The organism is Amycolatopsis sp. lyj-346 (assembly GCF_046548975.1).
Taxonomy (GTDB): Bacteria; Actinomycetota; Actinomycetes; order Mycobacteriales; family Pseudonocardiaceae; genus Amycolatopsis.
The window spans coordinates 812,064-830,718 of the sequence record NZ_JAJPWT010000002.1 but is presented as its reverse complement, the minus strand read 5'-3'; the positions used below and the strand labels follow the sequence as shown (position 1 = coordinate 830,718).

Annotated in this window: 20 protein-coding genes; 12 read left to right on the top strand and 8 right to left on the bottom strand. The window is 73.1% G+C overall.

Features of this window, described 5'->3' with window-relative positions; translation table 11 throughout:
- Positions 1-28: 28 nt before the first annotated feature.
- From ACLJQE_RS10155 to ACLJQE_RS10140, 4 genes are read left to right on the top strand one after another with little or no spacing between them, the layout of a single operon-like run.
- Positions 29-1,219: a zinc-dependent alcohol dehydrogenase gene (locus tag ACLJQE_RS10155; RefSeq protein WP_410638885.1), complete on the top strand. Its 1,191-nt coding sequence runs from the start codon at positions 29-31 to the stop codon at positions 1,217-1,219.
- A gap of 19 nt (positions 1,220-1,238) precedes the next feature.
- Positions 1,239-3,263 carry a CocE/NonD family hydrolase gene (locus ACLJQE_RS10150; protein WP_410638884.1) on the top strand — a complete coding sequence of 675 codons (2,025 nt, stop codon included), beginning with the start codon at positions 1,239-1,241 and terminating at the stop codon, positions 3,261-3,263.
- A 34-nt stretch (positions 3,264-3,297) separates the two neighbouring features.
- Positions 3,298-4,371 carry an NAD-dependent epimerase/dehydratase family protein gene (locus tag ACLJQE_RS10145; RefSeq protein ID WP_410638883.1) on the top strand — a complete coding sequence of 358 codons (1,074 nt, stop codon included), beginning with the start codon at positions 3,298-3,300 and terminating at the stop codon, positions 4,369-4,371.
- Between the two features lie 17 nt (positions 4,372-4,388).
- Positions 4,389-5,981 carry a phytoene desaturase family protein gene (locus ACLJQE_RS10140; RefSeq protein WP_410638882.1) on the top strand — a complete coding sequence of 531 codons (1,593 nt, stop codon included), beginning with the start codon at positions 4,389-4,391 and terminating at the stop codon, positions 5,979-5,981.
- A 171-nt stretch (positions 5,982-6,152) separates the two neighbouring features.
- Here the strand turns inward: ACLJQE_RS10140 and ACLJQE_RS10135 are convergent, their stop codons facing one another.
- Entirely contained in the window at positions 6,153-6,620 is a 468-nt protein-coding gene (locus tag ACLJQE_RS10135) for an SRPBCC family protein (RefSeq protein ID WP_410638881.1), read from the bottom strand.
- Between the two features lie 84 nt (positions 6,621-6,704).
- Between ACLJQE_RS10135 and ACLJQE_RS10130 the strand changes: the two genes are divergently transcribed.
- Positions 6,705-7,688 (top strand): YihY/virulence factor BrkB family protein, encoded by a 984-nt coding sequence (locus tag ACLJQE_RS10130; RefSeq protein WP_410638880.1) that lies wholly within the window; start codon positions 6,705-6,707, stop codon positions 7,686-7,688.
- 4 nt (positions 7,689-7,692) lie between these two features.
- Positions 7,693-8,073: a VOC family protein gene (locus tag ACLJQE_RS10125; RefSeq protein ID WP_410638879.1), complete on the top strand. Its 381-nt coding sequence runs from the start codon at positions 7,693-7,695 to the stop codon at positions 8,071-8,073.
- 141 nt (positions 8,074-8,214) lie between these two features.
- On the opposite strand, the gene ACLJQE_RS10120 is transcribed toward ACLJQE_RS10125, so the two are convergent.
- Positions 8,215-8,544, bottom strand: a complete 330-nt coding sequence (locus ACLJQE_RS10120) for a hypothetical protein (RefSeq protein ID WP_410638878.1) — start codon at positions 8,542-8,544, stop codon at positions 8,215-8,217.
- 81 nt (positions 8,545-8,625) lie between these two features.
- The gene (locus tag ACLJQE_RS10115; protein WP_410638877.1) at positions 8,626-9,651 is read right to left on the bottom strand and encodes a DNA topoisomerase IB; all 1,026 of its coding nucleotides are present in this window, start codon (positions 9,649-9,651) and stop codon (positions 8,626-8,628) included.
- A gap of 91 nt (positions 9,652-9,742) precedes the next feature.
- Between ACLJQE_RS10115 and ACLJQE_RS10110 the strand changes: the two genes are divergently transcribed.
- Complete coding sequence (locus ACLJQE_RS10110) at positions 9,743-10,069, top strand: SDR family NAD(P)-dependent oxidoreductase (RefSeq protein WP_410638876.1); 327 nt, start codon at positions 9,743-9,745, stop codon at positions 10,067-10,069.
- Positions 10,066-10,590 carry a DUF1360 domain-containing protein gene (locus ACLJQE_RS10105; protein WP_410638875.1) on the top strand — a complete coding sequence of 175 codons (525 nt, stop codon included), beginning with the start codon at positions 10,066-10,068 and terminating at the stop codon, positions 10,588-10,590. The genes ACLJQE_RS10110 and ACLJQE_RS10105 overlap by 4 nt, the downstream gene beginning before the upstream one ends.
- Positions 10,591-10,630: 40 nt before the next feature.
- On the opposite strand, the gene ACLJQE_RS10100 is transcribed toward ACLJQE_RS10105, so the two are convergent.
- The gene (locus ACLJQE_RS10100) at positions 10,631-12,151 is read right to left on the bottom strand and encodes an FAD-dependent oxidoreductase (RefSeq protein WP_410638874.1); all 1,521 of its coding nucleotides are present in this window, start codon (positions 12,149-12,151) and stop codon (positions 10,631-10,633) included.
- An 83-nt stretch (positions 12,152-12,234) separates the two neighbouring features.
- Between ACLJQE_RS10100 and ACLJQE_RS10095 the strand changes: the two genes are divergently transcribed.
- On the top strand, positions 12,235-13,509 hold the full coding sequence (locus ACLJQE_RS10095) for an acetyl-CoA carboxylase biotin carboxylase subunit family protein (RefSeq protein ID WP_410638873.1): 1,275 nt from the start codon (positions 12,235-12,237) through the stop codon (positions 13,507-13,509).
- Between the two features lie 97 nt (positions 13,510-13,606).
- Here ACLJQE_RS10095 and ACLJQE_RS10090 read toward each other — a convergent pair whose 3' ends face one another.
- Entirely contained in the window at positions 13,607-13,771 is a 165-nt protein-coding gene (locus tag ACLJQE_RS10090) for a hypothetical protein (RefSeq protein WP_206785621.1), read from the bottom strand.
- A 156-nt stretch (positions 13,772-13,927) separates the two neighbouring features.
- Here ACLJQE_RS10090 and ACLJQE_RS10085 point away from each other — a divergent pair, with 156 nt between their 5' ends.
- Together ACLJQE_RS10085 and ACLJQE_RS10080 are read left to right on the top strand one after the other, a co-directional pair.
- On the top strand, positions 13,928-14,647 hold the full coding sequence (locus tag ACLJQE_RS10085; protein ID WP_410638872.1) for a methyltransferase: 720 nt from the start codon (positions 13,928-13,930) through the stop codon (positions 14,645-14,647).
- Entirely contained in the window at positions 14,634-14,852 is a 219-nt protein-coding gene (locus ACLJQE_RS10080; protein ID WP_410638871.1) for a CDGSH iron-sulfur domain-containing protein, read from the top strand. Before ACLJQE_RS10085 ends, ACLJQE_RS10080 begins: the two co-directional genes overlap by 14 nt.
- A gap of 48 nt (positions 14,853-14,900) precedes the next feature.
- Here the strand turns inward: ACLJQE_RS10080 and ACLJQE_RS10075 are convergent, their stop codons facing one another.
- Together ACLJQE_RS10075 and ACLJQE_RS10070 are read right to left on the bottom strand one after the other, a co-directional pair.
- On the bottom strand, positions 14,901-15,899 hold the full coding sequence (locus ACLJQE_RS10075; RefSeq protein WP_410638870.1) for an iron-containing redox enzyme family protein: 999 nt from the start codon (positions 15,897-15,899) through the stop codon (positions 14,901-14,903).
- 8 nt (positions 15,900-15,907) lie between these two features.
- Positions 15,908-17,041: a glutamate--cysteine ligase gene (locus ACLJQE_RS10070; RefSeq protein ID WP_410638869.1), complete on the bottom strand. Its 1,134-nt coding sequence runs from the start codon at positions 17,039-17,041 to the stop codon at positions 15,908-15,910.
- A 104-nt stretch (positions 17,042-17,145) separates the two neighbouring features.
- Between ACLJQE_RS10070 and ACLJQE_RS10065 the strand changes: the two genes are divergently transcribed.
- A complete protein-coding gene (locus tag ACLJQE_RS10065) occupies positions 17,146-17,541 on the top strand; it encodes an STAS domain-containing protein (RefSeq protein ID WP_410638868.1) in 396 nt (131 codons plus the stop codon).
- Here ACLJQE_RS10065 and ACLJQE_RS10060 read toward each other — a convergent pair.
- Positions 17,538-18,632 carry a glutamate--cysteine ligase gene (locus ACLJQE_RS10060; RefSeq protein ID WP_410638867.1) on the bottom strand — a complete coding sequence of 365 codons (1,095 nt, stop codon included), beginning with the start codon at positions 18,630-18,632 and terminating at the stop codon, positions 17,538-17,540. The genes ACLJQE_RS10065 and ACLJQE_RS10060 overlap by 4 nt on opposite strands.
- Positions 18,633-18,655 lie beyond the last annotated feature (23 nt).

Below are 18,655 nucleotides of genomic sequence, written 5' to 3'. Positions count from 1 at the left end.
AGACGCCCGACCGCGGAAAGGGAGAGCCATGAAGGCAGTGACCTGGCACGGCAAACGCGACGTCCGCGTCGAGGAGGTGCCGGACCCGAAGATCGAGGAGGCCACGGACGCGGTCGTGCGGATCACCTCGACCGGGATCTGCGGCTCCGACCTGCACCTCTACGAAGTCCTGGGCGCGTTCATGACCGAGGGCGACATCCTCGGCCACGAGCCGATGGGCGTGGTCGAGGAGGTCGGGCCGGAGGTGCCGAACCTCAAGCCGGGCGACCGCGTGGTGGTCCCGTTCAACATCTCCTGCGGCCACTGCTGGATGTGCGAGCGCGGCCTGCAGTCGCAGTGCGAAACGACCCAGGTCAGAGCGCACGGCAAGGGTGCCTCGCTGCTGGGCTACACCAAGCTCTACGGCCAGGTGCCCGGCGGCCAGGCCGAGTACCTGCGCGTGCCGCAGGCGCACTACGGGCCGATCAAGGTCCCGGACGGGCCGCCGGACGAGCGGTTCGTCTACCTCTCCGACGTCGTCCCGACCGCCTGGCAGGCCGTCGAGTACGCGAACGTCCCCGACGGGGGCACGGTCGTCGTCTTCGGGCTCGGGCCGATCGGGCAGATGTGCTGCCGGATCGCCCGGCACCGCGGGGCCGGTCAGGTGATCGGCGTCGACCTGGTGCCCGAGCGTCTCGCGCGGGCCCGCGAACACGGCGCCACCGCGCTCGACACGCGTGACCACAAGGAAATCGGCGACTCCATCCGGCAGCTGACGAACGGGCGCGGCGCGGACTCGGTGATCGACGCGGTCGGCATGGAGGCGCACGGCGCCCCGGTCGGCAAGCTGGCGCACACCCTGGTCGGCCTGCTGCCGCAGCCGCTGGGCGAGAAGATCACCGAGAAGGCCGGGATCGACCGGCTCAGCGTGCTGTACGCCGCCATCGACACGGTCCGCCGCGGCGGCACGATCTCGCTGTCCGGTGTCTACGGCGGGATGGTCGACCCGATGCCGATGATGGAGCTGTTCGACAAGCAGGTCCAGCTGCGGATGGGCCAGGCCAACGTCCGGCACTGGCTCGACGCCATCATGCCGGTGCTCACCGCCGACGGGGACCCGCTCGGCGTCGAAGGCTTCGCCACGCACAAGCTGCCGCTGGAAGACGCGCCCCGCGCGTACGAGATGTTCCAGAAGAAGCTCGACGGCGCCCAGAAGATCCTGCTGCAGCCGACCGCGTAACCCCTGGGAGGAAGTGCTCTTGCGAGCCGTCACCTCGCTGCCGTACGAAATCACCGAGGAAGACCACGTCCGGATCCCGATGTCCGACGGGACCGTCCTGTCCGCCCGCATCTGGCGGCCGGTCTCGTCGGACGCCGAACCGGTGCCGGCGATCCTCGAATACATCCCCTACCGCAAGCGGGACCTCACCGCGCCCCGCGACTCCATCCACCACCCCTACCTCGCCGGGCACGGGTACGCCTGCGTGCGCGTGGACATCCGCGGCACCGGTGAGTCCGAGGGCGTCCTGGCCGACGAGTACCTCGAACGCGAGCAGCTCGACGCCGAGGAGGTCCTCGAATGGATCGCCGGGCAGCCGTGGTGCACCGGCGACACCGGGATGATGGGCATCTCGTGGGGCGCGTTCGCCGCGTTGCAGGTCGCGGCGCGGAAACCGCCGAGCCTGCGCGCGATCGTGATCTCGTCGTTCACCGACGACCGCTTCGCCGACGACATGCACTACATGGGTGGCTGCCTGTTGTCGGACAACGTCGCCGAGTCCGGCACGATGTTCGCCTACGCCACGCTGCCGCCCGACCCGGCGGTCGTCGGCGAGCGGTGGCGGGAAATGTGGCTGGTGCGGCTGGAGAACTGCAGCCTGTGGATCGAGAACTGGCTCGGCCACCAGCGCCGCGACGACTACTGGCGGCACGCGTCGGTGTCGGAGAACTACAGCGACGTCCAGGTGCCGGTGCTGGCCTCGAGCGGCTGGGCCGACGGCTACTCCAACGCCGTGATCCGGCTGCTGGCCCACCTGGACGTCCCGCGGCGCGGGCTGATCGGCCCGTGGTCGCACAAGTACCCGCACCTCGGCGAGCCCGGCCCGGCGATCGGCTACCTCCAGGAGGTCGTCGGGTGGTGGGACCACTGGCTGCGTGGCGAGGAGAACGGGGCCATGGACGGGCCGATGCTGCGCACCTGGATGCAGGAGAGCGTGCCGCCGTCGACGTCGTACGAGGACCGCCCCGGCCGCTGGGTCGGAGAGGCCACCTGGCCGTCGCCACACGTCGCGCCGCAGGAGCTGCCCCTGGCCCGCCACCGCCTCGCGCGGCCGGGCGAGACCGTCGCCGACGAGGCCCTGACCGTGTCGTCGCCGTTGTCGGTCGGGCAGTTCTCCGGGAAGTGGGCGTCCTACAGCGCCCCGCCCGACCTGCCCTACGACCAGCGCGAAGAGGACGGCGGGTCGCTCGTCTTCGACACCGACGTGCTCACCGAGCGCTGCGAGATCCTCGGCTCCCCGAAGGTGCGGCTGGAGGTCTCGGCGGATCAGCCGGTCGCGATGGTCGCGGCGCGGATCTCGGACGTCGCCCCGGACGGCCGGGCCACGCGCGTCACCTACGGGCTGCTCAACCTGACCCACCGCGACGGCCACGACGAGCCGTCGCCGATGGAACCGGGGGAGCGGTGCCCGGTCGAGATCGAGCTGAACGCCGTGGCGCAGGCTTTCCCGGCCGGGCACCGGATCCGGCTTTCGCTGTCCACGTCGTACTGGCCGCTGGCCTGGCCACCGCCGACACCGGTGCTGCTGTCCGTCCACACCGGACACAGCGCGCTCGAGCTGCCGGTGCGCCCGGTCGCCGAACCGGACGAGCTGCCGGCCCGGCCGTTCGGCGAACCCGAGGGCGCGCCGCCGATGCCGGTGACCGCCTTGACACCGGGGGAGCAGCGCTGGACCGTCTCCCGGGACCTGATCGGCTACCAGTCGGCGCTGGACATCGTGAAGGACGCGGGGACCGTCCGCTTCGACGACCTCGACCTGGAGGTCACCCGGGACGTCCGCGAGCGCTACAGCTGGGTCGCCGACGACTTCTGCTCCCCGGTGGCGGAGACCGCGTGGGACGTCACCTTCGCGCGTGGCGACTGGGTGGCGCGCAGCGAGACCCGCACCCGGGTGTCCTGCACCGACACCGAGTTCGTCATCGACGCGCAGCTCGACGGCTACGACGGGGCGCGCCGGATCGTCTCGCGGAACTGGCACCGGCGGATTCCGCGTGACCTCGTCTAAGTTTCACGTTCGCGACGCGGGGTAAGCCGTTCGGGTGCGCATCGTGATCACCGGGGCGACCGGGAACGTCGGAACGGCACTGCTGGCCGCGCTGGAGCCCGGCCACGACGTGGCCGGGCTGGCGCGGCGGCTGCCGGACACGACCGCCGAGCCGTACCGCCGGGCGGGCTGGCGGTCCGTCGACGTCGGCGCCCCCGGCGCGGAAGAGGAGCTCGCGGCGGTGTTCGCGGGCGCGGACGCCGTCGTGCACCTGGCGTGGGCGATCTCGCCGGTGCGCGGCGACCCGCCGATGGGGCGCACCAACGACCACGGCACCCGGCACGTGCTCGCCGCGGCGGCGGCCGCTCGCGTGCCGCACCTGGTCGTCGCTTCGTCCGTGGCCGCCTACGGGCCGACACCACGCTGGGACAAGGTGGCCGAGGACTGGCCGTGCGACGGCATCGCGGGCAGTGCGTACAGCCGCGGCAAGGCGGCGCTGGAAACCCTGCTGGACCGGTTCGAAGAGAAGTACCCGCAGGTCCGGGTGGCCCGGATCCGGCCGTGCGCGATCCTGCACCGGGCCGCGGCGGGGGAGTTCGCGCGCTGGCTGCTCGGCCCGGCGGTACCCGCTCACCTCGTCGGCGGGCGGCGGCTGCCGGTTCCGCTGTGGACGGACCTGCGGGCCCAGGTGGTGCACACCACCGACGTCGCCGAAGCGATCCGGCTGATCCTCGACACGGGCTTCACCGGCGCGGTCAACCTGGCCGCGCCGGAAGTGCTCGACGCCGACGCGCTGGCCGGTGTCCTGGGTGGAAGCCGGGTCCCGGTGCCCAAGCCGGTGGTGCGGCTCGCGACCCGGGCGGCCTGGCTGGGCGGGGTGCTGCCGGTGCACCCCGGCTGGCTCGAGCTGGCCGACCGGGCGGCCCTCGCCGACACCACCCTGGCGGAGACCGCGCTGGGCTGGCAACCTCGGTATGACGCCGCGGCCGCGCTCGCCGACCTGGTCACCGGGCTCCGGACGGGCGCGGGAGCGGCGAGCCCGCCCCTGGCCCCGCCGCGCCGCGACGGGGTCCTGGCCCGGCTCCGCTCGCTCACCCGGGTCGGGCCGAGCCACCAGTCGCAAGCCTGACCAGCCAGGAGGCCGGAGTGAGTACGGAAGCCGTCGACGCGGTGGTGATCGGCGCCGGGCACAACGGACTGGTGGCGGCCAACCTCCTGGCCGATGCGGGCTGGTCGGTGCTGGTCCTGGAGGCGACGGAGTACGCCGGCGGCTCGGTCCGGACCGCCGAGGTGACCGAGCCGGGCTTCCGCAACGACCTGTTCAGCGCCTTCTACCCGCTCTCGGCGGTGTCGCCGGTGATCCGCGGCCTGGGGCTGGCCGAGCACGGCCTGCGCTGGCGGCACGCGCCCGACGTGCTGGCGCACGTGCTGCCCGACGACCGGTGCGCGGTGCTGTCCCGTGACCTCGACCGCACGGCGGCCTCGGCCGACGAGTTCGCCCCGGGCGACGGCGACGCGTGGCGGCGGCTGTTCGAGCAGTGGCGCGAACTCCGCGAGCCGCTGCTGAACGCGTTGTTCACGCCGTTCCCGCCGGTCCGGCCGGCGATGAAGCTGCTGCGCCGCACCGGGACCGGAGACGCGCTGCGGCTGGCGCGCATGCTGACGCTGCCCGCGCGCCGCTTCGGCGACGAGCTGTTCGACGGCGAAGGCGCGAAGCTGCTCGTGGCCGGGAATTCCGCGCACAGCGACCTGTCCGTCGACAACGCCGGCAGCGCGGTGTTCGGCTGGCTGCTCGCGATGATCGGCCAGGACGAGGGCTTTCCGGTGCCCGAAGGCGGCGCGGGGGAGCTGGCCGCGGCGCTGGTCCGCCGGCTCGAATCCCGGGGCGGGACAATCCATTGTGGACGCCCGGTGCGCGAGATCCTGATCGGGGACGGCCGGGCGCTGGGCGTGCGGGACGCGGCCGGTGACCCGGTGCGGGCGCGCAAGGCCGTGCTCGCCGACGTGCCGGCCCCGGTGCTGTACCGCGAGCTGGTGGGGGAGGAGTGGCTGCCGTCGCGGCTGGTGGAGGACCTCGGCAAGTTCGAGTGGGACAGTGCCACGGTCAAGGTGGACTGGGCCCTGTCCGGCCCGATCCCGTGGACGGCCGAAGCGGCGCGTGGCGCGGGCACGATCCACCTCGGCACGGATCTCGACGGGCTCTCGGCGTTCGGGGGTGAGCTCGCCCGCGGCCGGACTCCGCGCCGTCCGTTCCTGTTGCTCGGCCAGATGACCACGAGCGACCCCTCGCGCTCACCGGCGGGCACGGAAGCAGCGTGGGCGTACACGCACGTGCCGCGCGGCACGATGGAGAACCGGGCGGCGCTGGAGCGGCGGGTCAAGCGGATCGAGGAGACGGTCGAGGCGAACGCCCCGGGGTTCACCGGGCTGATCAAGGCCCGGTACGCGCAGGGGCCGGCGGAGCTGGCGGGCCACAACCCGGGGCTGATCGGCGGGGCGATCAACGCGGGAACGACGGCGATCCACCAGCAGCTGTTCTTCCGCCCGGTCCCGGGCACGGGCCGCGCCGACACCCCGGTGGACCGCCTGTACCTGGCGGGCGCATCGGCCCACCCGGGCGGAGCGGTCCACGGCGGCCCGGGAGCGAACGCGGCCCGCGCGGCGCTGGCCCGGTCGGGCCTGCTGGGCGGCGGGTATGCGGCGGTGATCCGGGCAGCCCACCGCGCGATCTACGGCTGAGCCCGCGCGGGCGTGCGCCGGTTGTGGCTTCGGCGGCGGTGGCCGGGGCATCCATCACGCGGTCTGCGCCTCGTGGGCGTGCGACGGTGGCCGGGCATCCACCACGCGGTCTGCGCCCGCGTGGCCGGGGCCGCGCCGGTCCGCAGGGTGCCCCCGGCTGGGCGTTGACGCTTACGGCTTCGGGTGGCCGTGCTGCGCGCGGGAGTGCTTGCCCGTCGCCAGGTCCGCGAGCCGGGCCAGTGACTCCGTGTTGCGCGGCTTCGCGATGACCGCCTGCACCGCCGCCGGGAGCACCTTGCCCGGTCCGCGGATGATGTGCTCGGTCATCCGGACCAGCGTCTGCCCGCCGCCGTGCGGGACCAGCGTCAGGCCGACCGCGGCGGCGCCCAGTGGCCAGCCGCGGGCCTCCAGCGACAGGGACAGCCCCGGCTCGACCGCGCGGACCACCGTCACGTCCTGGATGTGGAAGGGCCACGGGCCCACGCTGTGGTGGATCCGGGAGCCCACCGCGGGCCAGTCTTCGTCGACGTCGCGGATGTGGGAGCTGCCCACCACCCAGCCGGCGTAGAGCCAGCCGTCGGCCAGCACCGCGAACACGGCGTCGGGCGGTACGTCGATCACGCGACTGACCTCGGGCACGGCTTCCTCCTGCTTCCGGTGACGAACCAGGCATACCCATTCGCGGACGGGGTATGCGTGGCCACAACTCGGTGGAAGGTGGCAATGGTGGCCAGACACGGCAAAGAACCCGAAGGACCGGGAGAGCTGTCGAAGCGGTCGTGGGGCGCGGTGCTCAAGCGGACCTTCAAGCAGTTCAACCGGGACAACCTGACCGACTGGGCGGCGGCGCTCACCTACTACGGCGTGCTGTCGCTGTTCCCGGGCATCATCGTGCTGACCGCGATCCTCGGGCTGCTCGGGCCGGACAAGATCCAGACGGTGATCGACAATGTCAACCAGGTCGTCCCCGGGCAGGGCAAGGACATCCTCGTCGGCGCGATCAAGGAGCTGACGGGCTCGCGGAGCCTGGCCGGCCCGCTGGCGATCCTGGGCCTGCTGGGCGCCCTGTGGTCGGCGTCGGGGTACATCGGCGCGTTCATGCGGGCGTCGAACGCGATCTACGGCATGCCGGAGGGGCGGCCGATCTGGAAGGTCGTCCCGCTGCGCGTGGCGCTGACGATCGCCATCGTGGTGCTGCTGGCGCTGTGCGCGCTCGGCGTGGTCGCGACGGGCTCGGTCGCCCGCCGGATCGGCGACCTGATCGGGCTCGGCTCGACCGGCGTCCTGGTGTGGGACATCGCGAAGTGGCCGGTGATGGCGCTGCTGGTCAGCGTGGCGTTCGCGCTGCTGTACTGGGTGGGGCCCAATGTCCGGCAGCCGGGGTTCAAGTGGCTCACCCCGGGCGGGCTGCTGGCTGTCCTGCTGTGGGTGCTGGCCTCGGCCGGTTTCGCGCTGTACGTCGCGAATTTCGGTTCCTACAACAAGACCTACGGTTCGCTGGCCGGGGTGATCGTGTTCCTTGTATGGTTGTGGATCTTCAACCTCGCGGTGCTGCTGGGGGCCGAGCTGGACGCGGAGCTGGCCCGCGGCCGCACGATCGAGGCGGGGCGCGAGGAGGACCAGGCGGAGCCGTTCCTGCCGCCGCGGGACACGAAGGCAATGGACGACGACGAAGCCGCGGCGGTGGCGGAGTCGGAACGGAAGTGAGCGGATGGCCTGCCGGATCACCGAACTGGTGCTGGACTGCCGCGACCCCGACCGCCTGGCGGAGTTCTGGTGCGCGGTCCTCGGCTACGAGGTGATCGGCCACGAGCCGGACGGCCTGGCCCTGGGCCCGGCCGGCACCCGGTTCGGCGACGGCCCGCCGACGCTGATCCTGGCCCAGACGGACGACACCCGCCGGGGAAAGCTGCCGCTGCACATCGACGTCAGCCCGGCCGGGGTGGACCAGCAAACGGAGCTGGCACGCCTGACGGCCCTGGGTGCCCGCCCGGCGGACGTGGGCCAGACCGGCGAGGAGTCATGGGTCGTCCTGCAGGACCCGGAGGGCAACGAGTTCTGCTTGCTGCGCAAGGACGTGGGCACGCCCTGAGCCCGGCCGCGCCCTGAGACCCGGCCGCGCCTGACGTCGGTCCGCTTGTTGTCCGGTCGCCAGCGCCCCAATGTGGCCTTCGGTGCGTTGGGCGCACCGAAGGCCACATTGGGGCGCATTCCCGGCTGCGCGGACCGTACCTCAGTGACCGTCGGCCGCGCAGCGGCGCCACTGCACCGCGTCCCCGGCCCGGTCGGCGTGCCACACCGGGGTCGCCTCCGGCTCCCAGGTCGGGAGGAGCTGGTCCGTCACCATCCTGCCCCGGGCCACCCGGCCGAACAGCTCGACCCCGTCCCGCCGGCGGGACGCCGGGATCCACGCCGGGAACCGTGTTCGGGGGAGCTTCCGTTCGATCCACTCCCGCGCCGATCCCTCACTCCCGTGGTCGGACTCGACGATGCTCGACACCGTCCCGTCGCCACCCACGGTGAGGGCGATCGAGGCGCGCCAGCGGACTGCGGAGGAAGTCATCCCCTCCAGGTTCCCCGAAGACCGCGGCTGCCTGCCAGTACACGTTCGGATGGATCCCACCGTGCCTCCCACTCCACACCGTCACGACGCGTTCAGTAACCGCGCGCAGGCCTTCTCCAGCACCGCCCGTGCCTCGTCGCCGTCGAGGTTTGCCGCGCGCTTCAGGGCCGGGGCGATCGTCCGCTCGGCCCGGTACGCCTCCACCAGCCGAGGGTCCACATAGGACGACCGGCACACCGCCGGGGTGTTGCCGAGCGCCGTCGAGACCTCCTTCATCACCTTCGCCTCCGCGCGCTTGCGGGCCGTCTCCGACGTCGGGGAGTCCGCTGCCGCGAACGCCGCCGCGAACGCCGCCGCGGCCAGGACCGTCGCGTTCCACGTCCGCATGTCCTTGGCCGTGCAGTCCTCGCCCGCCAGCTCCTTGAACCGCTCGTTGATGTCGGCCGCGTGCACCTCGTGCCACGTGCCGCCCTCGCGGTAGACCAGCAGCCGGTCGCTCCCGGACCGGCTGCGCAGCAGCGACTTCACCACCGCCGCCAGCTCCGCGTCGCGGATGGCCACCTCGCGGTTCAAGCCACCCTTGGCGACGTAGCAGAAGCGGCATTCGTCGCCGCGGACCGCCGCGTGCTCCCGCAGCAGCGTCGCGACGCCGTGGGTGCCGTTCTCCTCCGCGTACTCCTCACCGCCGGTGCGGAAGATCCCCCGGTCGAGCATGCGCAGGGCGGCGGCGAGCACCCGCTTCCGGGTCAGGCCGCGTCCGGCGAGGTCGTCCGCCACCGAAGCACGCCACCGGGGCAGCCGGCGGGCCATCTGCAGCACGCGGTCGTGCTTCTCCTCGTCGCGGTCGCGCCGCCACTGCTCGTGGTAGAGGTACTGGCGCCGCCCGGCGTCGTCGGTGCCGACCGCCTGGACGTGCCCGTTCGGGTACGGGCAGATCCACACGTTCCGCCAGGCCGGCGGGACGACGAGGTCCTTGATCCGCGCCAGGAGCTCGGCGTCGGTCACCGGCGAGCCGTCGGGCATGGCGTAGGAGAACCCGCGGCCGCGGCGGATCCGCTTGATGCCCGGGCCGCGCAGGTCACTGCGCCGGAGTCTGGTGCGTCCCACCGCCGCGAGATACCCGCCCGGCGTACCGGGAAACCATGATTGCCACCGGTGGCGGCGGGTAGCCAGTGGGAAAGCACCGGAAGGAGCACGGATGACCACCGCAACCAGGCCGCTGGCCGTCGTCACCGGCGCGTCGAGCGGAATCGGGCTCGAGCCGGCGAAACAGTTCGCCCGGCACGACTTCGACCTCGTGCCGGCCACCGAAGACGCCGAGCCCGCCACGGCCGCCGACGAGGTCCGCGCGTGCGGCGCCGTCCACGCCGCCGAGTTCTTCGAGCGCGCGGACATGACGGACACCAAACTCGGTGCCGGCCCCCAGGACCCGGCGGCCGAAGCCGGGTTCGACGCACTGATGGCCGGCGAGGTCAAGGCGAAGCAGCAGGGCAAGCCGAGCGAGCCCGGATCGGCGGAAGCATGAGCGTGCTCGAAGACGTCACCGAGAAGGCGAAGCAGGTTCAGCGCAGCTACGCCGGCAAGGAAGACCGGCCGCTGGCCGGGTACGTGGTCGCGATGGGGGCCTACAGCGGGCTCGTGGGCGGGCTGACGCTGCTCGGCCGGGCCGTCGGCGCCCGGTTGCCGCAGCGGTTCGGTGCCGGCGACACGGTCCTGCTGGGCGCGGCGACGTTCAAGGCCAGCCGTCTCCTGGCGAAGGACGCGGTGACCAGCCCGCTGCGTGCCCCGTTCACCCGGTACGAAGAACCGGCCGGCGACGACGAGCTGAACGAGTCCGTGCCCGCGAAGGGGCACGTCGAGCACGCGGTCGGCGAGCTCGTGTCGTGCCCGTTCTGCCTGAACGTCTGGGTCGGCACCGGCCTGGCCGCCGGCCTGGTGATCGCGCCGCGCGCGACCCGCCTGGCGGCCACCGTGCTGACAGCCGTCGGCGTGGCGGACGCGCTGCACCTGCTCTACGACGCGGGCAAGAAACTCGCGTCCCGGTAGCCGAGCGAGCCGGACGAGCCGGCGGGACGTCCCCGCCGGCTCACTCCGGGCCGCGGCGCAGCGGACGGACCGCCGGGCCCTGCACCACTTCGCCGTCGACGCCGAACCGGGAGCCGTGGCAGGGGCAGTCCCAGGTCTTCTCGGCGTCGTTGAACGAAACCAGGCACCCCAGGTGGGTGCAGTGCGCGCCGACCGTGTGCAGCTTCCCGGCCTCGTCGCGGTGGGCGGCCACGAGCTCGCCGCCCACGCGCACGACCTCCGCCTCGCCGGGCCGCAGGTCGTCGAGCTTCTCGGACCGCCACAGCGCGGCGACGTGGTCGCCGACGAGGTACTTCGCGACGGTCAGGTTGTCCTGGGCCACCTCGAGCACCGAGCGGGCGTCGAAGCGGTTGGGGTCGAACAGGTCCGCGGCCGGGTGCGGTTCGCCGAGGATCCGCGCGGCCAGCACGTGGCCCGCGGCCGTGCCGCCGGTCATGCCCCACTGGCCGAACCCGGTGGCCACCCACAGGTTCTTCGTCCCCGGCAGGTAGCGGCCGACGTAGGGCAGCAGGTCGGGCGTGGACATGTCGTGGGCCGACCAGCGGTGGGTGACGCGGTGCAGGCCCGCGTGCGCGTCGGCCCACTCCGCGAGCCGCCGGTACCGGCATTCGACGTTGACGTGCGCGCCGACGCGGTAGTGCTCGCCGCCGGCGATCACCATCGGCGTGCCCTGTTCGGTGTACCCGCGCACGGAGTGGTGCGTGTCGGCGTCGAGGAACATGCCCGCCGGCGCGGCGTTCCCGGCCGCCGGGCCCGCGACGACGAGGTCGCGCACCGGGTCGAGCCGGGCGAAGTACAGGCCGCGGTCGAGCACGGGGTAGTGGGTCGCGACGACGACTTCGCCCGCGACGACGTCGCCCCGCGAAGTGCGGACGGTCTGCCCGTTGAGCGCGGTCGCCCGGGCGTGTTCGAGGATCGTGCCGCCCGCCCGCTCGATCTCGGCGGCCAGGCCGAGCAGCCACCGGCGCGGGTGGAAGTGCGCCTGCCCGGTGGTCCGCACGGCCCCGAGCGCGGGCACGTCGAGGGCGACGTCCTCGGTGAACGACGCCGGCAGCCCCGCCGCGGCGGCCGCGTCCGCCTCCCGTTTGAGCGAGTCCACGGTTCTTGCCCGCGTGGTGTAGACGTAGCTGTCCGCGCGGGTGAAGCCGCAGTCGATGCCGAGCTCGGCCGCGGTGGCGGCGATCCACTCGCAGGCTGCCGCCTGCGTTCCGGCGTAGGCCTTCGCGGCGCCCGCGCCGTGGCGGGACGTCAGGTCCGCGTACTTGGCCCCGTGCTGGGCGCTGACCTTCGCGGTGGTGTGGCCGGACACCCCGGCCGCGACCCGCTCGGCCTCGAGCACGACGACCGACCGGCCGGCGCGCGCGAGCAGCAGCGCGGTGGTGAGCCCGGCGATGCCCGCGCCGAGCACCGCGACGTCGGCGGACTCCGGCACCGGCACCGCCGTGCGATCCGGGGACGGAGCGGTTTCGACCCACAGCGAGAGCGGTTCCGGCAGGACGGGCGGTTCGGACGGCACAGCCATGCGTGCGGATGCCCGCTGACGGCCGGGTCAAACCGGCCATCCGGCCCGTTTGACCCGCTCGGCGCCTCGGGTAGCCCCTGCGCATGAGTACCGACATCTTCGTGATCGGCCTGGACGAGGAGAACCAGCGTGTGCTGGAACGGCTGCCGTGGGCCGGGAACTACCGGTTCCACGGCCTGCTGACCCCCGAAGAGCTGCAGCACGGCGAAATCGACTTCGAAGCGCTCCTGAAGACGGCGCAGCACGAACTGGACGCGTTCGACGGCGACATCGGCGCGATCGTCAGCTACTGGGACTTCCCCGCCGCGTCGATGGTGCCCATCCTGTGCGGCCGCTACGGCCTGCCCAGCGTTTCGCTGGAGGCGGTGCTGAAGTGCGAGCACAAGTACTGGAGCCGGCTCGAGCAGAGAAAGGCGATCGAAGAGCTGCCGAACTTCGGGATCGTCGACCTGGACGCGGAGCACCCGGCCCCGCCGGAGGGCGTCGGCTACCCCATGTGGCTCAAGCCGGTGAAGTCCTTCTCCTCCGAACTCGCCTTCAAGGCGGAGAACGACGCCGAATTCGCCGACGCCGTGGCCGAAATCCGGGCCGGTGTCGGCCGGGTGGGGGAGCCGTTCGGCTACGTGCTCGAGCAGGTCGAGCTGCCGCCGGAGATCGCCCGGGTGGGTGGCGCGGCTTGCCTGGCCGAAGAAGCGCTGCACGGCGTCCAAGCGGCCGTCGAAGGCTACGTCTACCAGGGCGAGGTGACCGTCTACGGTGCCCTGGACTCCATCAACTACCCGGACAGCTCGTCCTTCCTGCGGCACCAGTACCCCTCGCAGCTGGGGGAGGAGCCCGTCCAGCGGATGCGGGACGTCGCCACGCGGGTGATGAAGCAGATCGGCTTCGACAACGGCACCTTCAGCATCGAGTTCTTCTGCGACCCCGAGTCGGGTCAGGTGTGCCTGCTGGAGATCAACCCGCGGCACTCGCAGTCGCACGCGGAGCTGTTCGAGTTCGTCGACGGCGTCGCCAACCACGAGATCATGGTGCGCCTCGGCCTGGGTCAGGACCCCGGCCGCCGTCCCAGCAAGGGCACCTACCAGATCGCCGGCAAGTGGTACCTGCGCCGGTTCGAAGACGGCGTGGTGACGCGGGTGCCGACGCCCGAGGAGATCGTGGCGGTGCAGGACCGGATCGACGGCACCCAGATCGAGATCGTGCCGGAGGTCGGGCAGCGGTTGTCGGACCTTCCGGAGCAGGACAGCTACAGCTTCGAGCTGGCGCACCTGTTCGTCGCCGGGCACACCGAACACGAGATGGTGCAGAAGTACCAGGCCTGCGTCGACGCGCTGCCGTTCGAGTTCGCCGAGGAGTGAGCCGCACAGAGTGAGCCACACGGAGTGAGCCGCAAGACGGCGGGGGTCGCGTTCGGACAGTCCGAACGCGACCCCCGTCGTCGTTTCGAGCTCGGCCTCAGCCCGACTGCGGGTCGCTGTCGTCGTGCTCGTTCCCGCCCGACGTGCCCTGCTCGCCGCGGAGCGTCTCGCGCTGCGCCTCCGGCGTGTCGCCGTGCGGGTCGTCGCCGCGGGCGCCCTCGGCGGGCTCGGTGGGGTGCTGCGTGCGTTCCTCGGAAGTCATCCGGAACCCTCCTGTTCGTGGTCCTTTCCGGACCGGATACCCCGCTGGGTCCCGCTCAACCGCGGCGTTTGCCGCGATGATCGCCGGGTAGCCGGGGGCGACGCGGTTGGCACACCGGCGATCGCGCCGGGACCGCGGCGAGTGAAGGAGACCCAGATGACCACGTCGGCGGAACCCCTCCGCCCGGGCCCCTTGGCCGCCCGGTCCGTTGTCCACCGGCCCGTGCCGCCCGCTCCGCGGATGCTGCGGTTGCCCGGCGTCTACCGCCCGCAGGAGGACACCGCCCTGCTCGCCTCCGCGATCGCCGAGCTGCCGATCCCGGCCGGGGCACGTGCCCTCGACCTGTGCACCGGCACCGGCGCACAGGCGATCACCCTGGCCCGCCGCGGTGCGGGAACCGTGCTGGCGGTGGACCTTTCGCGCCGGGCGCTGGCCTCGGCGCGGCTCAACGCGTTGATCCGGCAGCTCGCCGTGCGCCCGTGCCGGGGAGGCCTCGCCAGAGCACTGCGCGAAGGCCCGTTCGACGTCGTCGTCGCGAACCCGCCGTACGTGCCGTCCCCGGCGCCGGCGGTCCGGTCCACCCGGGGCTGGGACGCCGGCCCGGACGGCCGCGCGCTGCTGGATCCGCTGTGCGCCGCCGCGGGCACGCTGCTGCGCCCGGGCGGGACGATGCTGCTCGTCCAGTCCGCACTGTCCGATGTGGACAAGTCGCTGGACTTGCTGGCCGCGCACGGACTGCGCACCTCGGTGGCCCGGCGCGCCCGGATCCCGTTCGGGCCGGTCCTTTCCGGACGGACGGAGTTCCTCGAGGCGGCCGGGCTGGTCGAACCCGGCCAGCGGGTGGAAGAACTGGTGGTGCTCCGTGCCGACCGCTGAGCGGGGGCCCCGGCGCGTGACCGTCGTCGCGGGCGGCCCGGTCCTGGTGGAAGGACCGGTCGAGCTGTGCACCCCCGACGGTGAGCTGGTGCGGTCGGATCGCTTCCTGGTCGCGGTGTGCGCGTGCCGGCGGAGCAAGCGGTTCCCGTTCTGCGACACCAGTCACCGCAAACGCGTCCGCACGCAGGCGGACGACGACAGCTGAGCTGCCTCCGGTGGGCACTTTCACGTGAAAGTGCCCACCGGGGCGGGTTCAGGTCCTCAGTGACGACTTCCCGGCCTTCCAGCTGCTCAGCACCTGCTCGCCGAAGCGGCCCTCGAGGAACTCGGTCGCCTGGATGCCGAAGACGACGTCGGCGGCCAGCCCGGGTTCGTGCTCCAGCAGGTCGCCGAGGACCTCGTGGCGCATGACCTGCTCGTGGACCGCGTCCGCTTCGATGTGCTCGGTGTAGAAGAACCGGCACGCTTCCGGCGCGTCCAGGCGCCGCAGGGCCTGGTCCATCCGCTGCGCGGACGGCGCCGTGGTGATCTCCGCCGCGGCGAAGTGCCCGCACAGCGCCCCCCGCAGCGATCGGTGCAGGCCGAACAGCGACATCATGTTGACCACCGCCAGCATCGCGCCCGGAACCTGGTCGATGAGCTCGAGGTAACCGTCGGGCAGGCCGGCGGCGTGCAGCAAATCGGCGTAGAGGCGTGCGTGCACGAACTCCGCGCGGCCGCCGCCGAACTCGTCGAACTCCACCGCCACCAGCGCGGCCTTGGCGCGGCCACGCAGCCGCGGGATCACCCACGCGTGCGGGTCGGCTTCCTTGTGGTGGTAGATCGAGCGGTGCGTGAAGTACTCCCGCACCTGCGTCCAGTCACCGTGGTCGCGCAGGAAGTGCGAGACCCCTTCGACGTCGATCGGCTCGACCAGCAGGGCGTCGAGTCCGGCCGTGACGTCGTCGCCGCCCGCCACGTTCTCGCGCAGGGCGGCGAGGAACCGCGCTTCCAGCGCGCCGCGCAGGCGCAGCAGTTCCGGGTCCCACTCCCAGTCGGCGGACACGCCGGGCAGGCCCTGGTAGTGCAGTTCGTAGCACAGGTGGAGAGCCAGCTGGAGGTCGTCGCCGAGCGGGTCGGCGTCCGCGAGGCCGTCGAAGCCCAGGTCCGCCCGTGGCCGGGCACGCAGGAGAGTCCCCAGCACGGACTCCGAAAGCGGGCCACGGGCGGACGGCAGGGTGGCCGCGCCCGGCACGCTGGTGGAAGTCGTCATGACCCCGGCTACCCCGTCAGCAGCGTTCCATGCCCCGCGGGCACGGTCGCCGCGGTGAGCCACCGCACGGCGGCCGCCGTTCCGCGCTCGGCGACCGCGCGCTGCTGGGCGGCCCCGGTGCCGTCGGCGCGCACCGCGTCGACGATCTTGCGGACCTCGGCCAGGTCACCGCTTTCTTCCAGCGGCGTCCGGACGTGCGTCAACAGCTCGTCGACGAGAGTCCACGCGGGACGCCGAGTCTCGCCGGCGACGTCCACCAGGTCCCCGGCGAGCCCGTGGCGCGCCGCGGCCCACACGGCCGCCGCGGCCACCTGCGGGGACAGCGGCGTGGCCTCGCGGCCGTCGGCGAGGTCGGTCAGGGCCCGCTGCACCAGCGCCCGGCTCAGCAGGGCCTGCAGCACGGCGTGGTCGACGGTCAGCCCGGTGTCGGCGACCCGGAACTCGACCGTGGGGAACCGCCCGGACGGGCGGGCCAGCCAGAACGTCTGGTCCGGGTCGACGAGCGCGCCGCAGCCGACCAGCGTCTCGACGACCCGGCGGTATTCGGCGTACCCGCGCAGGTGCGGCGCGACTCCGGAGCCGGGGAAGCGGGACTGCAGGACCATCCGCCAGCTGGCGTAACCGGTGTCACGCCCGTGGTCGAACGGCGAATTGGCCGACAGGGCGAGCAGCGTCGGCAGCCACCGGCCGAGGTGGTTGACGACGGCGACCGCGGTGTCGGGATCCGGGACCCCGACGTGGACGTGGCACCCGCAGGCCTCGTAGTCGGCGACGACCGCGCCGTAGGCGGCGTCGATTTCGGCGTAGCGGCCGGTGCTCGCGGGCGGCGGCGCGGCCGGCCCGGGACCGACCGGGGTGCCGGTGGCCAGGAGCGCGCAGTCCTCGGCCGCCGCGGCGCCGGCCAGCACGCGGCGCGCCACGGTCAGCTGGAGGCGGAGCTCGTCGGCCGTCGTGCAGACGCCACTGGCGGCTTCGAGCTGCGTGAGCCGCAGTTCCCGGTGGATCCGGACGCCGTCGGGCAGCGGCCCGTGGTGGCGGTACCGGGCCAGCACCGGCTCGGCGCACGGCGAAGCGTGCCCGGTGCGGGGGTTCACGAGGAGGAACTCCTCTTCGACACCCATCGTGGGCGGGCCGTCGGCCATGGGCGGGCTCCTTCCGGACGGGCGTCCGGCGGGGGTACCCGCTCCGGCGGTGGAAATGCGCCCGGCTTGTTTCGCGGTGAGCGCGCGGCGGGTACTTCGCACCCATGACGACTCACGAGCGGCTGCGGGTGGCCGGGACGGCCACCCCGCCGGTGCACCGCCTGCCTTCGCCCCGCGCCCCGTCCGACGGTGACCTGGCCAGCCGCATCCGCTGGAAGAGCCCCGACGCGGTGGTCGTGGAGGTCACGGGCGAAGTGGACCTGAGCACGGTGGCCCGGTTGGCGGCCGTGCTGGACGAGCACATCGGCGCGCGCCCCGGCGTCCTGCGCGTCGACCTCGGCAACGTCTGTTTCCTCGGCGCCGCGGGCATCCGCGTGCTGCTGCGCGCCCACCGCCACGCCGAAGCCGCCGGCGTCCACCTGGTCGTCGACCCCGGCGAGTCGCGCGCCGCGGTCCGGGCCCTCGAACTGCTCGACCGCCTGCAGGGGATGGTGCGCTAACTTCCCGTGAGCAGGTCGACGACGTCTTCGGCGCGCTGCCGCTCCGCGAACCGGCGCCGCTGGCGGTCGGCGCCGCCGCCCTCGGCGGCCAGGCGCGCCGTTCCTTCCCGCGCGAAGTCGAGGTCGCCGGCGGCTTCCAGCGCGGGGGCCGTCAGCTCGACCAGGTCGTCGAGGACCGCCTTCGCCGGTTCCAGGTCGCCGCTCTTGGGGTGCGGGCAGCAGCCGGTGACCCCTTCCCGGGAGGCGCGCCAGAGCTGGGCGCGCAGGACTTCGTTCGACAGGTGCGGTGCGGGCGTGTCCTCGGCCAGCGCGGTGGCGACCAGGCCGCGCGCCAGCACGCCCAGCAGCACCGCGTCTTCCGGGGCGGCCGCGACGTCGGCGATGCGGAACTCGATCGTCGGCTGTTTGTCCGACAGCCGGACGTCCCAGTAGATCATCCCGCGGTCGAGGATCGAGCCCGCGCGCAGCCAGCCGTCGACGATGCTTTCGTACTCGTCCAGTGACGCGAACCGCGGCGGCGGTCCCGCCGACGGCCACCGGCTCCACTGCTGGTAGCGCCAGCTGCAGTAGCCCGTGTCGTAGCCGTCGGCGATCGCCGAGTTCGCGGTCACGGTGAGCAGGGCGGGCAGCCACGGCCGGACCCGGTTGAGCACCTGGACGCCGGTTTCCTTGTCCGGGATCGCGACGTGCACGTGGCAGCCGCAGGTGAGCGACGTCCGCGCGGTGGCTCCGAAGTGCTCGGCCATCCGCTCGTAGCGCGGGTTCGGCGTGATGACGGGCGGGTCGGCTTCGAACAGCAGCGGGGACCCGGCGGGCAGCAGGCGGTACCCGCGCCGCCGGGCGGCCCCGGAGAGGTCTTCGCGCAGCCCGCGCAGCTGGCGCAGGGCTTCGGCGTGGGTCCGGCAGACGTCGGTGGCCGCCTCCGCCTGTGACCGGGTGAGTTCGTGCTGCAGCTCGCCTTGGTCGTCGCCGGCGGCTTCGGCCGCGTCGACGACGTCGTCGCCGGCGTGGGACAGGTGGCCACGGCGATCGACGACGAAGAACTCCTCTTCGATGCCGAACGTCAGCACGTCGCCCGTCGGTTGGTTCACCGGTGTTCTCCTGGGGGTCGGGG

Excerpts from the sequence above, each read along its gene's own strand:
- ACLJQE_RS10090 (WP_206785621.1), bottom strand. The coding sequence starts at position 13,771 with ATGACTTCCGAGGAACGCACGCAGCACCCCACCGAGCCCGCCGAGGGC.
- ACLJQE_RS10070 (WP_410638869.1), bottom strand. The coding sequence starts at position 17,041 with ATGGCCGACGGCCCGCCCACGATGGGTGTCGAAGAGGAGTTCCTCCTC.
- ACLJQE_RS10125 (WP_410638879.1), top strand. The coding sequence starts at position 7,693 with ATGGCCTGCCGGATCACCGAACTGGTGCTGGACTGCCGCGACCCCGAC.
- ACLJQE_RS10100 (WP_410638874.1), bottom strand. The coding sequence starts at position 12,151 with ATGGCTGTGCCGTCCGAACCGCCCGTCCTGCCGGAACCGCTCTCGCTG.
- ACLJQE_RS10095 (WP_410638873.1), top strand. The coding sequence starts at position 12,235 with ATGAGTACCGACATCTTCGTGATCGGCCTGGACGAGGAGAACCAGCGT.
- ACLJQE_RS10105 (WP_410638875.1), top strand. The coding sequence starts at position 10,066 with ATGAGCGTGCTCGAAGACGTCACCGAGAAGGCGAAGCAGGTTCAGCGC.
- ACLJQE_RS10085 (WP_410638872.1), top strand. The coding sequence starts at position 13,928 with ATGACCACGTCGGCGGAACCCCTCCGCCCGGGCCCCTTGGCCGCCCGG.
- ACLJQE_RS10130 (WP_410638880.1), top strand. The coding sequence starts at position 6,705 with ATGGTGGCCAGACACGGCAAAGAACCCGAAGGACCGGGAGAGCTGTCG.
- ACLJQE_RS10110 (WP_410638876.1), top strand. The coding sequence starts at position 9,743 with ATGACCACCGCAACCAGGCCGCTGGCCGTCGTCACCGGCGCGTCGAGC.
- ACLJQE_RS10120 (WP_410638878.1), bottom strand. The coding sequence starts at position 8,544 with ATGACTTCCTCCGCAGTCCGCTGGCGCGCCTCGATCGCCCTCACCGTG.
- ACLJQE_RS10075 (WP_410638870.1), bottom strand. The coding sequence starts at position 15,899 with ATGACGACTTCCACCAGCGTGCCGGGCGCGGCCACCCTGCCGTCCGCC.
- ACLJQE_RS10155 (WP_410638885.1), top strand. The coding sequence starts at position 29 with ATGAAGGCAGTGACCTGGCACGGCAAACGCGACGTCCGCGTCGAGGAG.
- ACLJQE_RS10065 (WP_410638868.1), top strand. The coding sequence starts at position 17,146 with ATGACGACTCACGAGCGGCTGCGGGTGGCCGGGACGGCCACCCCGCCG.